Here is a 14423-nt window from a genome sequence, read left to right on the forward strand (position 1 = left end):
GAACATGGCTTCAAGGATGCCGATGAGATGACCAAAGCTAGCGTAGTAAAGTAAACGAATATTATAGTTTAGAATATAAACGGTTAGAAATTAAACTGGCGTTTAGAAATTAAACGTATAATAAGTCTTTTCCAATGGAAAAGGCTTATTTTTTCGTCTAAAAATTGGCATGCTTCTTGCATGTTTATTATATGGAAAATATATGTATAATATTTACCCCAATTATGGAAGGAGAGACGAGGATGAAAGATTTTACCTTGAGCAGGAGAAGCTTTCTAAAGGCTACAGCCATTACTGGCTTAGCGGCGACTATCAGCGGTTCCTTTAAGGGCATTGAAAAAGCTGCTGAAGCTGCTGAAGCTGCTGGTACAGAGGAAAAAGGGGAAAAAAAAGTCGTACATACGGTCTGCCGTGCCTGCATCGCTATGTGTGGAGTGCTAGCTCATGTCAAGAACGGCAGAGTGGTGAAGATTGAAGGGGATCCTATACACCCCATGTCTTGTGGGAGAATGTGTGCAAAAGGCTTGGCGGCGATTCAGGCATTATATAACCCAAATCGCAATAAATACCCCATGATTCGTGCAGGCGAACGCGGGGAAAACAAATGGCGGCGTGTATCATGGGATGAAGCCATTGATTACATTGCTAAAAATCTGATGGAAGTACGGGAAAAATATGGTGCCGAGGGTTTGGTGTGCACCACCGGTGGCGGCGGGAATCCTGAATTCGGCAGTGCCCGTCGCTTTGCCAGTGTATTTGGTACGCCTAACTGGTGGGAGCCGGGCGCACAGCAGTGTTGGATGCCTCGTACTTCGACATATCGTCTGATGTACGGATTGACGGAACAGTCGCCGTTGCAGACCACCAGTATTGCAGATACAGATGCGTTAGAGATTTACTTCCACGAAGATACCCCCATGAAGTCACTGGTAATGTGGGGCACATGTGCTAGCAATGACAATCCTTCCTTTGGCGGACGGGCAGTTATTGCACTAAGGGCTAAGGGCGTTAAAACGGTTGTAGTTGACCCGCGCCTGACCAATGATGCCGCCAAGGCAGATGTATGGCTGCCCATCCGTCCCGGATCGGATGTGGCTTTAATGCTGGCCTGGATTCGCTATATCATTGAGCATAAGCTTTACGATGAGGACGTTTGCCTCAAATGGTCGAATCTGCCTTTCCTAGTTAATACGAAGACAAAGATGTGCCTGCGGGAAAGTGATGTTACTCCCGGCGGCAGCCCAGATACGTATATGGTCTGGGATAAGAAGACTCAATCAGCTCAGCCGCTTCCTTATCCTTGGAATGATGCTTTAGAACCGGAGCTTTTTGGCACTTATACAGTTAATGGTATGGAATGTAAGACTGGCTTCCAAATGTATAAGGAGCGCTGCGAGGAATGGACACTGGAAAAGGCCGCAGAAGTATGCTGGCTGAATGCTGGCAAAATTGAGGAAGCTATCAAGATTTATGCTGAAGGCCCCGGTGGTTTGAGCTTAGGGGTGGCAACGGACCAGAATCCCCAGTCTATGCAAGCGGCTATGGGAGCTTGTGCTCTGGATTTGATGATGGGGTATATGCAGAAACCGGGAACACTGCTTCAGAACTTTAAGTCGGTGAAATTCGGTGGCTCGGCGGTATCGGCTCTATACAAATTTCTGCCACCGGAACAGTTTAAGAAGCGTCTGGGCAGTAAGGAGTTCAAAGCGGCTTTACATTGGGGTTCCTGTCATAGCCCCTATGTGCGCAAGGCAATCCTGGAAGGCAAACCATATCCCATAAAGGCATGGATTGAGCGCTCAGGCAATAAGTTTGCCGTGATGGCAAATGCAGAATCCTGGGTGCCGGCCATGGAAAAGCTAGATTTGATCGTCCACATGTATATGTATCCCACGAGCTTTTCTACCTTTGCTGATGTGCTGTTGCCGGTGACAGAATGGCTGGAATCTGATTTTGTGGTTCCTTCATTGAACTGGATATTCCCACGACAGGCAGTAACGCATATCTACGAAACTATGAACGAAACGGTCATCTGGGCAAAGATTGCCAAACGCTGTGGCCAGTTAGGGCATCAGGCATGCAAGGATTCCTTTGATCCAGCTAAAACTGCACCTGAACAGCCTTATTGGGAAAGTATGGATGAATTCTGGAGCTATATGACTACCCGCAGGCTAGGGATGACCTGGAAGGAACTTTGCAAGAAAGGCCCCTATGAAGTTATGCCAATCAGCGAATGGCGCCGCTATGGTTTCTATAAGCAAATCAATCCCAAGACCGGCCAGCCAAACGGATTCGGTACACCAACTAAGAAGCTGGAAATATACGGCGAAGCTTTTATCACTTTAGGACGTACGGGCAAACCTTTTGCTCCTTATCCAGTTCTTGATCCTGTGGATAAGGATTATGATCCTATGCCATATTATATGGAACCGGCTGAAAGTCCGCTACCCGGCAGTGAACTGGCCAAAGAATTCCCTCTGGTTATGACAAATGGTCGCCTGCCTTATTTCCATCATGGGACCTTGCGTAATGTACCTTGGCTCAGAGAAATTTATCCAGCTCCGGAAATTTGGATTCATCCGGAAGCCGCCAAGAAATCCGGCGTTAAGACTGGCGACTGGGTGTGGGTGGAATCCAAGCGTAATAAGACAAGGGCCGTTGCATGGGTAACGGAAGGTATTAATCCTGGCGTGGTCTATATGGAACGCTTTTGGTTCCCTGAGACAATGAATACAGCTACCCGTGGTTTCAAAGAATGTAATGTCAATTTGCTGAGCAGCAATGAGCCGCCTTATAACGATATGATGGGAACCTATACTTTGCGTGGGTACCTGGTAAAGGTGTATAAGGCCGATAAGGCACCGGAAGGCATTTGGCTCAAGCCGGAAGAGTTTAAGAAATGGCTGCCTGAATATACGGAAGAAACACCACGCGTAGAATTGGAGGTGGGCAAGAATGCTTAGAGCAATGGTCGTAGACCTGGATAAATGCTGCGGCTGCAAATCCTGTGAAGTAGCCTGTAAACAGGAAAATGATGTAGCCCTGGGATGTTATTGGAATAAGACCTTACAGATTGGCCCAGAGGGGAAATATCCGGATTTAAATATGTATTTTCTGCCAACGATGTGCCAGCAGTGCAAGGATGCTCCTTGTGTCAAGGTGTGTCCTACGGGGGCATCCTACCGGGATGAAAAAACCGGGGTAGTGCTAGTAGATAAAGAAAAGTGTATTGGTTGTCAGTATTGCATGATGGCCTGCCCCTATGGTGTGCGTACCTTCAACAAGGAGAGCAAGGTCGTGGAAAAATGCACCTTGTGCATGCATCTCTTTGCCATTGGTGAGGAACCTGCCTGTGTGAAGAATTGCCCGGGCGCCTGCCGGATCGTGGGGGATTTGGATGATCCAAACAGCAATGTGTCCAAGGCCATTAAGGAGGCAGGCGAGGAAAATGTTCATTACCTGCCGGATGTGGGCAATCATCCTTCAACTGCCTATATCCTGCATAAGAAAAATGGAACCTGGAAGGAGTGAGGAAGATGAGCATTGAATGGCCATTGGTGTTTTTCAGTATTTTTACGGGCATTGCCTGTGGCATGTTTTTCAGTTTGGTCTATTTGGCAGAATATCAGGGAAAGGCACTGGATAAGCGGTTGAAAGTAAGTATATTGGTGCTTATTTGTATGGCAACAGGTGGTTTTTGCGCCCAACTGCACTTGAGGCATCCGGAGAGAATGTTTGGGGCTTTAGGTCATCCAACTTCTGGTATTTTTATGGAAGCTGCTGTGGAGTTTACCCTAGGAGCGATTATCGTAGCTTATATGCTTGCTGTGCGCCGTGAGGCAGGAGCTGCAGTTACGAAAATTCTGGGCACAATCGGCGCAGTGGTAGCAACGGTTATGGCCTTTATCAACGGAGATACCTTTGTTATGGCTTCTCGTCCTGCCTGGAATACACTGCTTTTACCCATCTGTTATATCGCTTCTGCAGGCGTGTTGGGAGCCTTTGCCCTGAACTTATTACTTGGGGAAGATGAAGGCGCTCATTATACTCTGCAAAGACTGCTGTTAAAAGTTATCGGTGTACAGGCTGTGGTAATGTTACTCTATCTTGTAATGGTAGCAATAGCACCTTATCCGGATTACAGCCGTTCCTTGCAAAGGATTTTTGCTGGCGATATTGCACCAATATCCTGGCTGAGCATCTTAATTGTAGGTATGGGCTTGCCAGTAAAGTTTATCAAAGATGACAAGGCCGCTAAAATGGCACTAACGAGCTTTATCTGTGTGCTTGCAGGAGCACTGTCGTTTCGCATTATGATGTTTATGATTGGTTCCAGTGTTAGGAATTTCTTTAGCTGAAAGGGATGGATTTATGGATTATTTAAAAGAATGGTTGGAAATTAACGAGGCCCGGGAAAAAATGTACCGTCTGTTGGCCCGTTTTTATCGGATTGAAGTAGATGCGGAAATGCTGGAGCAGTTGGCAAAGATGACATTTCCTCAGGATTGCTCGCAGGAAATGTCTGATGGTTATAATTTGCTGCAAGCAGCGGTGTCTTCTCGCAATGACAAGACGCTTGAAAATCTGGCTGTGGATTATGCCCGGTTGTTCCTGGGGGCTGGTATCATCAATTTTGATGCGGCTTATCCCTATGAGTCCGTGTATCTTAGTGAAAAGAAGCTAATTATGCAGGAACCACGGGATGAAGTCGTGACTTTTTACCGCTCCTGTGGGGTGGATAGAAGTCATGATTTAAGCGAACCGGAAGATCATATAGCCTTTGAACTGGAGTTTATGGCTTATCTTTGTGGTGAAGCGGCTGAATTTGCCCGTCAGAGAAATGATGTGCAGATGCAACAGAGTTTAAACCGGCAGCAGGAATTTTTGCAGAAACATTTACTGAAATGGCAAGAAAGATTCTGTAATGATGTGCTGAAATATGCTGGTACGGATTTTTACAGGGGGGCAGCCCGGATTACCAAAAGTTATCTGGATATGGAAGGTGCCCTGCTGAATGATGAAGCCATGACTGCCTGAAAAAAGGTGAGAACGATGAAGGATTTTCAGCCTTCCCGGCGGGATTTTCTCAAAATTGCTGGAGGGATGGGGGTGGCTCTGCTGGGAACAGGGACAGCAAGCAAAGTACTGCCGGCAAAAAAAATGCTGCGCCCTCCCGGCGGTCAACAGGAGGCGGATTTTTTATCCCGCTGTTTACGTTGTGACCGCTGTCGTAGTATTTGTCCCACAAAGGTCATTGGACTTGCCAATGTGAGGGACGGCCTCGTTAATGCCCGGACCCCGGTGCTTAATTTTCATCAGGGGATATGCGATTTTTGCAGGAAGTGCATGGAAGTTTGTCCTACTGGAGCTTTGCAGTTCTTTGACCCGCTACGTGATAAGATTGGCCGGGCGAATATACAGCCGGATATATGTCTGGCTTATGACAGCCGTGGATGCCGTCTGTGTGTGGATGCCTGCCCTTATGGGGCTATTTGTATGGACGCGCAGAATCTTCCCGTGGTGGATGAGGAAAAATGCAATGGCTGTGGTGTTTGCGAAAATGTCTGTCCTGCCTTGGTACTTCATGGTTTCAGTGGCAACCGCACTCAGCGTATCCGCGGAATAAAGGTAGAGGTTACGGAAGGCGGTGATGAGCAATGAGCAAAAAAGCACAGCAGGTTCGTAACTCGCGGCTGTTGTCCATGGCGGTGATATTGCTTGTTATATTTCTAGGAGCTGCCTGCCGCTGGGGGACGGGAAGTTTTTCCACGATTGGCTGGGACAGGCTGTATCTGATATGTCCATTGGGCTATTTGGAGACTATAGCGGCCAGTAAGTCCTTGCTTTTGGGAGCTGCTGTTCCTTTTATGCTTATCGCGTTCATCAGCCTGCTGGCAGGACGGATATTTTGCGGCTGGGTATGTCCTGTGCCGCTGACGCGCAAGCTGCTGGTCAACCGGCTGGATGATAAGCCGGAAAATGGCTGTAAGCCTCAGGCAAAAGAGCCTTTGACTGTGCTGGGGCTTACTCTTGGCTCGGCGGCGGTCTTTGGCTTTCCAGTTTTTTGCCTGCTTTGCCCCATAGGTCTTAGCCTTGCTACCCTCATTGCCATTATCCGGCTGGTGGGGGTAAATGAGCCGTCTTTTGACCTTGTGATTTTTCCTGCTATATTGGTGGTGGAGCTGGTTGTTCTTCGGCATTGGTGTGGCAAATTTTGCCCGGTGGGGGCACTGCTTTCCCTGCTGGCTAGAGGCCAGAGATTATTTGTGCCCAGGATTGACAAGAAAAAATGCTTGTCCGTGCAGGGAAAAACTTGTGGACAGTGCGTCAAAAGCTGTCCGGCGGGAATTGATTTGCGAGCCGATAACTCCTGCGGTGAGCTTGCCGCATGTACAAAATGCCGAGAATGTGCAGCTATCTGCCCGCAAAATGCCATAAATTTTCTGAGGAGATGATTGCCTGTGTTAGCATCGCTGAAATATATCTGTACATCCTGTGCCAGTCTTACGGATAACAAGGTGGAGATAAAGGAAGAATACTGCCTGCACAGCCGTCATCAGGGAAGCTCCTGCAATCGTTGCACGGAGGTTTGCCCTCAGGGAGCGATAGAGAAAGGAAAATTCATAGCAGAAAAATGTGACGGCTGTGGACTTTGTGCAACAATCTGTCCTGCTGGCGCCATACAGCAAACGTGGCTAGTAAAACTTTTACCCCAGCTGATACGTCATGTGCGGGAGGCGCAGGCTTGTGCCTTTATTTGCCGAAAAAGCCCTAAAGTTGCTGGCGCCTTTCGTATTCCCTGCTTGTTGGGATGCAGTGAAGCTTTGCTGCTCCTTTTAGCATCCCAGGGAGCCAAAAGGATTCTGCTGGGGGCAGAATATTGTGCGGAATGTCCCCGGGGGGAAATATGCTGGGATATTCTGGCGGCTCGTGTGTCACATATCTATGAAATACTGCATGATTACGGGGCTAAATGTCAGTTTGTCTTTAACAGGGATAAATACAAAGGGGAAACGAAGGCTGGTCGGCAAGGCGAAGTAAGCAGTATTTCCCGGCGGCGTTTCCTTACGGATATCCGGCGTGGATCGGTGAATCTGCTGGGGCATATGGCGGCGGACATGGGCAGGGGCTTCAGACAGGAGGTTAAAAAGACAAGCCTGGAGACAGAAAAATATCTGCCCTATGAGCACAAGTTGCTGAGCGCTGCTATGAATAATTTGGGCGCAAGGACTAATCAACATCCGAAGATACAGGGTTATTTTGGCAGAGTAGAGGTAAGTCAGTCCTGTCATGGTTGTGGTGCCTGTGCAGATGCCTGCCCTACAGGAGCTATGACATTGCAGGAAAAAGCAGGAAGAAGAATTTTAGTTCATGCACCGGGCAAGTGTACGGGCTGTGGACTTTGCCAGGAAATCTGCATGCAGGATAGTATCGGCCTTACACGCAGCGTCTCCTGGCAGGCGGTGTCTGAAGAAAAACAATATGAAGTTGCCAATCGTCCTGCCAGGCAGATGGAAACAGCCTTGGGCAGTATGGAAAATAGGTTGTCGTTTTTGCTGGGCTGCGGCGTGAAGAAAAACTAATGATGTTCAGAAGAACTCAAACCAAGGCGGGTGTAGGAAGTTAAGGCACCCGCCTTTGGTTATGAGCAGGGATTTTACCCGTATATGGGGAATAGTAAAGTAAAGACATTTTGGTGAAGGCGAGGCATAGGCCCCATGAAATCAGAAGCAACAGATAAAAATTTGGATTGGCTCCGGGTCGTAACCAAGGAGCGCTGGGAATTAATGGCAGAGTGCAGGGATTATTTTTTACATCATCCTGATTCTGATCCACGGGAATATCCCCGATTAAATCCCATTATAGCTGCATCCTGGGCACGTTCACAGGCGGCAGGACTGCATATCGATAAAAATATTCCGGAACAGTTCGTATCCCCCCAGCAATTAAAAAAGATACAGCAGCGGGATGCAGTGCTCCTGAAGATTGCCCATGATGTATTTGAGCCTTTTCGCAATCTGATCAACTTGACGGGCTATCGGCTTTACCTTTTTGACAAGGATGGAGTAATGCTCTTTACCCAGGGGCGGCAGGAGAAAAATAATCGCTGGTTCAGCGGCAAGCCAGGTAAGATTTGTCGAGAAGATACAGTGGGCACCTGTTCCCATGTGCTCAGTATGCGCTATTTAGAGCCGATTCAGCTGTTATCAGTGGAACAATATGGAGCCGTATTTGAAAATATGATTGGTACAGCGGCTCCTATATGTGATGCGGATGGTAATATCCATGCCACAGTAGTGCTTAATCAACGGATTGCCAGTCTGGTACTGACGGATAATTACCGAGAAACATGTGCCCATACCCTGGGGCTGGTGGCATCTATGGCCGAAGCCATCGAACTCCAATATCGTCTAGTGAAGACCAGCCAGCGTCTCTGTCAAAGTAATATTGCCCAGCAGCGAGCCAGTGAAGCATTGTCGGTCATGCTTAATCTGCTGGATGATGGTATATTGAGTATAGATGGACACGGCAATATAACCAACTTAAATAAGATGGCGCGGCAACTTTTGAGCATAGGCGACAAAGAAAAATTAACAGGGGTCAATATCGCAGAGTTTACGGATGATGCACCACGCTTGTATAAAGCATTAGCCGCAGGTAATCAGGAGATGATGGAACTGGATATGGGCCGCAGACAGACGCGGACGAATTGCCAAGTGGTTATCTATCCTGCCAAAACCAGCGGTGCAATTCTCAAAATTAATCGCATGAAAAACATCAATGCGTCTATGAGCCGAAGAGTTGGTTCCCAGTCGCCGTATAATTTTAACGACATCATTGGTGAGAGCAGCCTGATAAAGCGGACTTTGGAGCTGGGCAAGCGATTTGCTGTGATTGATGAAGCCGTGCTTATCTGTGGGGAAAGCGGCACAGGAAAGGAACTTTTAGCACAGGCCATTCATAACGCCTCTGGCCGTCAGGGCCCCTTTGTAGCACTTAACTGTGCTGCGCTGCCTCGTGACCTGATTGAAAGTGAGCTCTTTGGCTATGAAAGCGGTAGCTTTACGGGAGCAGATAAAAACGGGCGCCCCGGTAAAATAGAACTAGCCAATGAGGGAACATTATTTCTGGATGAAATCGGTGATATGCCGCTGGAATTGCAGCCGTTATTCCTGCGGGTGCTGGAAAATAAGGAAGTAATCCGTATTGGTGGGCGTCAGGGTCGCAAGGTGGATTTCCGTATTGTAGCAGCAACCAACCGTGATTTACAGCAGATGCAGCTTCAAGGTCTTTTCCGCAGTGATTTATACTTCCGTCTATCTGTGCTGACTTTACAGCTTCCCCCTTTGCGCCAGCGTGGTACAGATATTGTACTGCTGGCGAAGTTCTTTATCGGAAAATATTGCCGTAAGATTGGTGTAAAGGAAAAGAAACTGACGGCAGAGGCTGAGGAGTGGCTTGGTTCCTATCCATGGCCAGGCAACGTCCGGCAGTTGGAAAATGCTATGATTTATGCGGCTAATGTAGCGGCAGGAGACTCAATAGATATTCACTGCTTTCCGGAATCTATCCAACGAGAAAAATTACCTGCCCAGCCTGTTCATGAGCAGACCGATGTTACACCCAGGAATGAATGGATTACTTTGGCCGATTGGGAGAAACAGGCTATTCGCCATGCACTGGAAAGAACCAGTGGAAATGTTACTCAGGCAGCTTTGCAGCTCAAGATATCTAAGGCAACGATTTATAAAAAGATGCATGAATATCAGATTCAGCCATCACGCAATTAAATGGTCGCTTCAGTACATTTTAAAGCTTGTTTGAGTTTAGCTGTGTGAGAAAATGGTGACAATGTGGCGGCATATGAATATATGTAGGCGTGGGAAGGAACATGTCTTTATTGTGTAAAATGACAGGATAAGGATATGACAAAGCGATTATAATATAGAGAAAATCTGGAATGTGAGGGATTTTCATGAATAAGGTATTGGTTATTGGCAGTTTGAATATGGATTTTGCGGTCTATATGGATAGAAGGCCTAAGGCCGGGGAAACAGTCATGGCGCAGAGTATGAAACTTGTGCCCGGCGGCAAGGGTGCCAATCAGGCATATGCGCTAGGAAAATTGGGCGCAAACACTTCCATGATTGGCGCTGTAGGCATGGATACCTTCGGTGAGCAGATGCTGGCCAATCTGGAAAATGTGGGTGTGGCAACGGATGGCATCAAAAAAATTGCCGGTACAGAAACCGGCAAGGCATTTATCGAGATTGAAAAAAGCGGGCAAAACAGCATCAGCGTGATTGCTGGTGCCAATGCTGCCGTGGATGAAGCCTTGGTGCAGGAGCAGGAGGATAAGTTTGCACAGGCTGATGCTGTGGTCATGCAGCTGGAAATCCCCCTGCCATCCGTAGTAGCTGCCGCAAAGCTGGCCAAAAAACACGGCAAGACCGTGGTGCTCGACCCAGCTCCGGCTCGGAACGATTTGCCGGATGAACTCTGGGCGCAGGTGGATATCACCAAACCCAATGAAACAGAACTTGCCCTGCTCACCGGACTGCCGACCAATACGGAGGAAGAAGTAGTGACAGCGGCAAAAGCTCTCATTGCTAAGGGCGTGAAAAACGTGCTAGTGACCTTAGGCGGTGACGGTACCATGCGTATTTCGGCAGATAAGGTGGAAAAATTTCCGGCTTACAAGGTAAAGGCTGTCGATACCACCGCCGCTGGCGATTGCTTCCTGGCCGCATTTATAAGCCGGTTTGATGGCCGTAATTATGCCGAAGCTATCGACTTTGCTGCAAAGGCATCGGCTATCGCCGTAACCCGTCAGGGAGCACAGACATCCATTCCTACGGTGGAAGAAGTTGAACGTTTGATTATAAACACAAGGTTATTTCCGTAAGCAGTAAAGAATCTATTTGACTGTGCTGTAGATGATACTGTTCAGAAAAGCTATGCTTGAAACTGAATCCCTACGCTTTTGTCTGACGGTCATGCTCTATCATTGAGAAGCTTTTTTCATAAACAAGGATTTATTCCTATCGGCTTGGGAGTCCGTTGTCAACAGGCGGCGGGCTTCTTTTTTGATGAGCTCCGGCTCATAGCCGATTACCGGCTGGCCCACGAGTCTGCCGGTGGCATCCACAAAACAGATGGTAGGAGCAGCCCGCATATTGGTGAGAAATTCTGCCATATCATCATTGACAAGCAGCTGCGGCTGGGAAAAGTCAGCGGTCATTTGCTGGGCATAGCTGATTTTGGCAGCATCATCTGTGCTCTTTACATCACCTACGAGGCCGATGATTTGTATTTGGCTAGCTTCAGCTTGCTGCCAGTCGGATAAAAAGCGCCAAAGCTGCCGGCTGTTTTCATCCTTGGTGACCCAGAGCACCACGACGGTAAACTTGCCGGTGAAAATCTTGTTGGTTATGGTGTTGCCATTGAGGTCAACTGTTTGAAACGCGGGAAAGCGAAGGAGGTTTTGCTTGTTGGTATCACGGGCAGAAAAGACATTTATGGTCAAGATGGAGAGGAGCAGGGCTAGGGGGAGCAGGATGTAACGCAGGTTCGTGCGCATGATTATCACCTCGATATGTTCACACTGATTTCGTGGCTATTCGCGCCATTTCTATTAGGCGTTACCAGGATTGGACGATATAAAGGTAAGAAGGGTTAGGAACCTTATTTACAAGGAGGTTGATTACAATGCCGGTGAAGGTTGGAGGCAGTTATGTTTCAGAGGCAGCTTATAGTTTTGCCCAGGCGCAGGTTTATTGACGAGAACGGCGAAGTGACCACGGAATCCTCCATACGCACGGTGTCCATCAACGAAGACAAACGCCGTCGTCAGATTGCCGCCGCAGCAACGCAGGGCGATGCAGGCAGTGCTTGCTATTTTAGCGCAAGATTTGCAGGAACTTGAAGACGGATACAAGCAAAATGCCTGTGATGCCGCCGAGGTCGAAAAAGCCAAAAAACTTATCGAACAAGCCAAACAGCAAATGGGCAGATTGCCTGACCGGCCGCCCACCTTGTCGGAACAAAGTGCTAGGACCATCAATACGCTGATATGATACCCCTCTTAGAAAATAAGCATAAGTTGTAGAATTATGGGAACGATTATAGTATACTTATTTACCTGCAGGGTATACCCGCAGATAAAATAAACGGTTCGATTCAGGAGTATTAATGGAAATCATCGATTTTGCCAAGGCCAGAGAAGAACGCCTGGCTAAAGCAGCCAGAACAAAGGCTGAACCACAAGCGCGCTATAATGCCATGCAGGATGCGCTGCGAAATGAAGATTTGACCCCCATAGCCTATATTGCCCAAAACCATGCCTTGCAGATGGCGTATAAAATTGTCGAGCACAGTCCCAATTATGGCAGGAAAAACGGTGATTTTTTCCTGCCTGTTTGGTCAGCATTGGAAGCCGTAGTGCCTGTGCTGGGTGACATGATTATCGCCGACAGCTATGTGCAAGGCTCCGTGCGTTTGACCGGTCAAAAATACACGGCCAGCGAAGTGGGCCTCTGGGCGGCAAGACGGCTGATACTTGACTATCTTTTGATTTTGATTGACGATAACAGCCGCCCGGATGACTGGCTGGATATCCGGGACAAACAGCCCTTACAAAATATTTTTTTGTATTTAGGTTATCATATAACCGGATAAATCTGTGATTGAATCTTAAAGACATCGACAATCAATTCATGCTCATTGCGTTCATCAATGTAAGCCAAAACATGCTTTTTGCTGATAACAGCGGTTAAGAGCTGTCCTTGGCTGCCGCTTTCATAGCGTTTTTTGAACCACATGGCCATGTCCTGGTCAGCTGTCCAGGAGAGTCCATACTTTGCCCGGTGCGGACTGACGCCGCGATAGATGGTTAAGGTATGGGGAAGATTTTGGTAATAAGCAAGGTCGCTGGGATTCATCAAGCATGTTTTATCAGCCTGCCGAAAATAGCGAAGAACTTCCTCGCGGTCAACCATCGGGTCCTGATTTGGGTCCTCTTCATCGAGCCAACTGTGCTTGAGATAATAGGCAAAGTCTTCACGGCTCATATAATCTTTGCAGAGTTGAAACCAGGCGAGCTTATAGTCATCCAGAATCATGTCATAGATAAATGGCAGACTAAGACTATTTATCCTGTCGAGAATAAGGTGGCGATAAAAAGCGTAGCTGTTCGGTGTAGAAATATCCAGCCATTTTTGTCTGTTCCGGTGATAAAAGAAGATGGACTTTGCAAAGGGATGGCAGGCTTCACCCATGTTTTCAACAGCTTTGTGGGGAATGAGGGGCGTTGTGTCAAATAGCTTTATGGTCTGTTCGCGGATTCGGGTGAGATTGGTTTGCATGATATAGCCCCTCCTTCGTTATATTGTCGCCACGGCTGACGACAATTTTATATCCGGTGGATTCCACGCGGGCGGCGAGACAGCGGACACATTCAGCAGCCTCCTCGCCGGTGCAGATTTTATGGTCATAGAGTGCGTATTTCTTGCGAACTTCCGTCGGAGAAAGATTGGGCATCAGCACATTGGCGCCGGCAAGCAGCCCCTTTTCACGCCCCTTGGGGTCAATTGTCCCCAAAGCCGTAGTGGCAGGCAGTAATACATGCGGCAAAAGCAAACGGATAATGGAGAGCAGGCGCACGGTCATAGCGGCTGTACCGCCCGCCTCCTGTGCAAAGGGCGTGTCATGTTGGGGAATAAAGGGGCCGATGCCGACCATTTCCGGCTGGAGTTCCTGCAATAGGCGCAGGTCCTTTATCAGGCAATTGAGCGTTTGCCCAGGTGAACCGACCATCATGCCACAGCCTACCTGATAACCGATTTCCTTTAAGTCACGCAAGCATTGCAGACGATGACTGTGCGACAGTTCCGCGGGATGCAGCTGTTCATAATGCGCTTTATCAGCCGTTTCATGGCGCAGTAAATAGCGGTCAGCACCGGCCGCGAATAAGCGCTGGTAACTTTCTTTACTCCGTTCCCCAATGGACAGAGTTACCGCACAATCTGCATGGTGCCTCTTTATTTCCCTTATCAGCTGACAGAGACGTTCATCCGTAAAATAGGCATCCTCGCCACCTTGCAGGACAAAAGTACGAAATCCCAGCTGATAGCCTGTATGACAACAGGATAAAATCTGCTCAGCAGTTAAGCGGTAACGCTGGGCATGGGCATTATCCCGACGGATACCGCAATAATAGCAGTTATTACGGCAGTAATTGGTGAATTCAATCAACCCGCGAATATAAACATCCTTGCCATAATATTTTTCACGCACATAGCAGGCACGTTGGCTAAGATATTTTTCATCGTCAGCGGAGAGAGGGGCGAGCAGTGCAGCAAATTCATCGTCCGACAGATTATGTGTTCGTTCCAGTTTATCAATGATAGCCTGCATATGGGACC

General features: G+C 48.0%; 15 protein-coding genes. 12 read left to right on the forward strand and 3 right to left on the reverse strand.

The genetic code is table 11. The annotated features are described in order from the left end of the window. Positions 1–242: 242 nt before the first annotated feature. From T320_RS01170 to rbsK, 9 genes are all read left to right on the forward strand, one after another. Positions 243–2963, forward strand: coding sequence for a molybdopterin-containing oxidoreductase family protein (locus tag T320_RS01170; RefSeq protein ID WP_037352152.1), 2721 nt, complete (start codon positions 243–245; stop codon positions 2961–2963). Beyond that, positions 2956–3531, forward strand: coding sequence for a 4Fe-4S dicluster domain-containing protein (locus tag T320_RS01175; protein WP_037352153.1), 576 nt, complete (start codon positions 2956–2958; stop codon positions 3529–3531). Before T320_RS01170 ends, T320_RS01175 begins: the two co-directional genes overlap by 8 nt. Before the next feature lie 5 nt (positions 3532–3536). Beyond that, positions 3537–4358, forward strand: a complete 822-nt coding sequence (locus T320_RS01180; RefSeq protein ID WP_037352154.1) for a DmsC/YnfH family molybdoenzyme membrane anchor subunit — start codon at positions 3537–3539, stop codon at positions 4356–4358. Positions 4359–4371: 13 nt separating this feature from the next. Further along, on the forward strand, positions 4372–5037 hold the full coding sequence (locus T320_RS01185) for a TorD/DmsD family molecular chaperone (protein ID WP_037352155.1): 666 nt from the start codon (positions 4372–4374) through the stop codon (positions 5035–5037). Positions 5038–5052: 15 nt separating this feature from the next. Beyond that, positions 5053–5661: a 4Fe-4S dicluster domain-containing protein gene (locus T320_RS01190; protein WP_051608522.1), complete on the forward strand. Its 609-nt coding sequence runs from the start codon at positions 5053–5055 to the stop codon at positions 5659–5661. Next, entirely contained in the window at positions 5658–6455 is a 798-nt protein-coding gene (locus T320_RS01195) for a 4Fe-4S binding protein (protein ID WP_051608523.1), read from the forward strand. The genes T320_RS01190 and T320_RS01195 overlap by 4 nt, the downstream gene beginning before the upstream one ends. A 6-nt stretch (positions 6456–6461) precedes the next feature. Beyond that, complete coding sequence (locus T320_RS01200) at positions 6462–7583, forward strand: 4Fe-4S binding protein (protein WP_072023976.1); 1122 nt, start codon at positions 6462–6464, stop codon at positions 7581–7583. A gap of 135 nt (positions 7584–7718) precedes the next feature. Further along, the gene (locus T320_RS01205) at positions 7719–9791 is read left to right on the forward strand and encodes a sigma-54 interaction domain-containing protein (RefSeq protein WP_051608524.1); all 2073 of its coding nucleotides are present in this window, start codon (positions 7719–7721) and stop codon (positions 9789–9791) included. A gap of 185 nt (positions 9792–9976) precedes the next feature. Then, positions 9977–10906 (forward strand): ribokinase, encoded by a 930-nt coding sequence (gene rbsK / locus T320_RS01210; protein ID WP_037352158.1) that lies wholly within the window; start codon positions 9977–9979, stop codon positions 10904–10906. Positions 10907–11005: 99 nt separating this feature from the next. Here rbsK and T320_RS01215 read toward each other — a convergent pair whose 3' ends face one another. Continuing rightward, positions 11006–11581 (reverse strand): TlpA family protein disulfide reductase, encoded by a 576-nt coding sequence (locus T320_RS01215; protein WP_037352160.1) that lies wholly within the window; start codon positions 11579–11581, stop codon positions 11006–11008. Between the two features lie 177 nt (positions 11582–11758). Between T320_RS01215 and T320_RS14490 the strand changes: the two genes are divergently transcribed. The 3 genes from T320_RS14490 to T320_RS01225 all read left to right on the forward strand — a co-directional run bounded on the left by T320_RS14490 (position 11759) and on the right by T320_RS01225 (position 12678). After that, entirely contained in the window at positions 11759–11926 is a 168-nt protein-coding gene (locus T320_RS14490) for a hypothetical protein (protein ID WP_197019342.1), read from the forward strand. Beyond that, positions 11913–12077 carry a hypothetical protein gene (locus T320_RS01220; protein ID WP_197019343.1) on the forward strand — a complete coding sequence of 55 codons (165 nt, stop codon included), beginning with the start codon at positions 11913–11915 and terminating at the stop codon, positions 12075–12077. Before T320_RS14490 ends, T320_RS01220 begins: the two co-directional genes overlap by 14 nt. 115 nt (positions 12078–12192) lie before the next feature. Then, a complete protein-coding gene (locus T320_RS01225; RefSeq protein ID WP_037352164.1) occupies positions 12193–12678 on the forward strand; it encodes a hypothetical protein in 486 nt (161 codons plus the stop codon). Here T320_RS01225 and T320_RS13775 read toward each other — a convergent pair. Both T320_RS13775 and hydE read right to left on the reverse strand, forming a co-directional pair. Then, the gene (locus T320_RS13775) at positions 12663–13364 is read right to left on the reverse strand and encodes a hypothetical protein (RefSeq protein WP_051608525.1); all 702 of its coding nucleotides are present in this window, start codon (positions 13362–13364) and stop codon (positions 12663–12665) included. The two genes, T320_RS01225 and T320_RS13775, sit on opposite strands and share 16 nt — an antisense overlap. Further along, on the reverse strand, positions 13315–14415 hold the full coding sequence (gene hydE, locus T320_RS01235; RefSeq protein ID WP_051608526.1) for a [FeFe] hydrogenase H-cluster radical SAM maturase HydE: 1101 nt from the start codon (positions 14413–14415) through the stop codon (positions 13315–13317). The genes T320_RS13775 and hydE overlap by 50 nt, the downstream gene beginning before the upstream one ends. Positions 14416–14423: the final 8 nt, after the last annotated feature.

Source organism: Selenomonas sp. FC4001, assembly GCF_000701565.1.
Classification (GTDB): domain Bacteria; phylum Bacillota; class Negativicutes; order Selenomonadales; family Selenomonadaceae; genus Selenomonas_A; species Selenomonas_A ruminantium_B.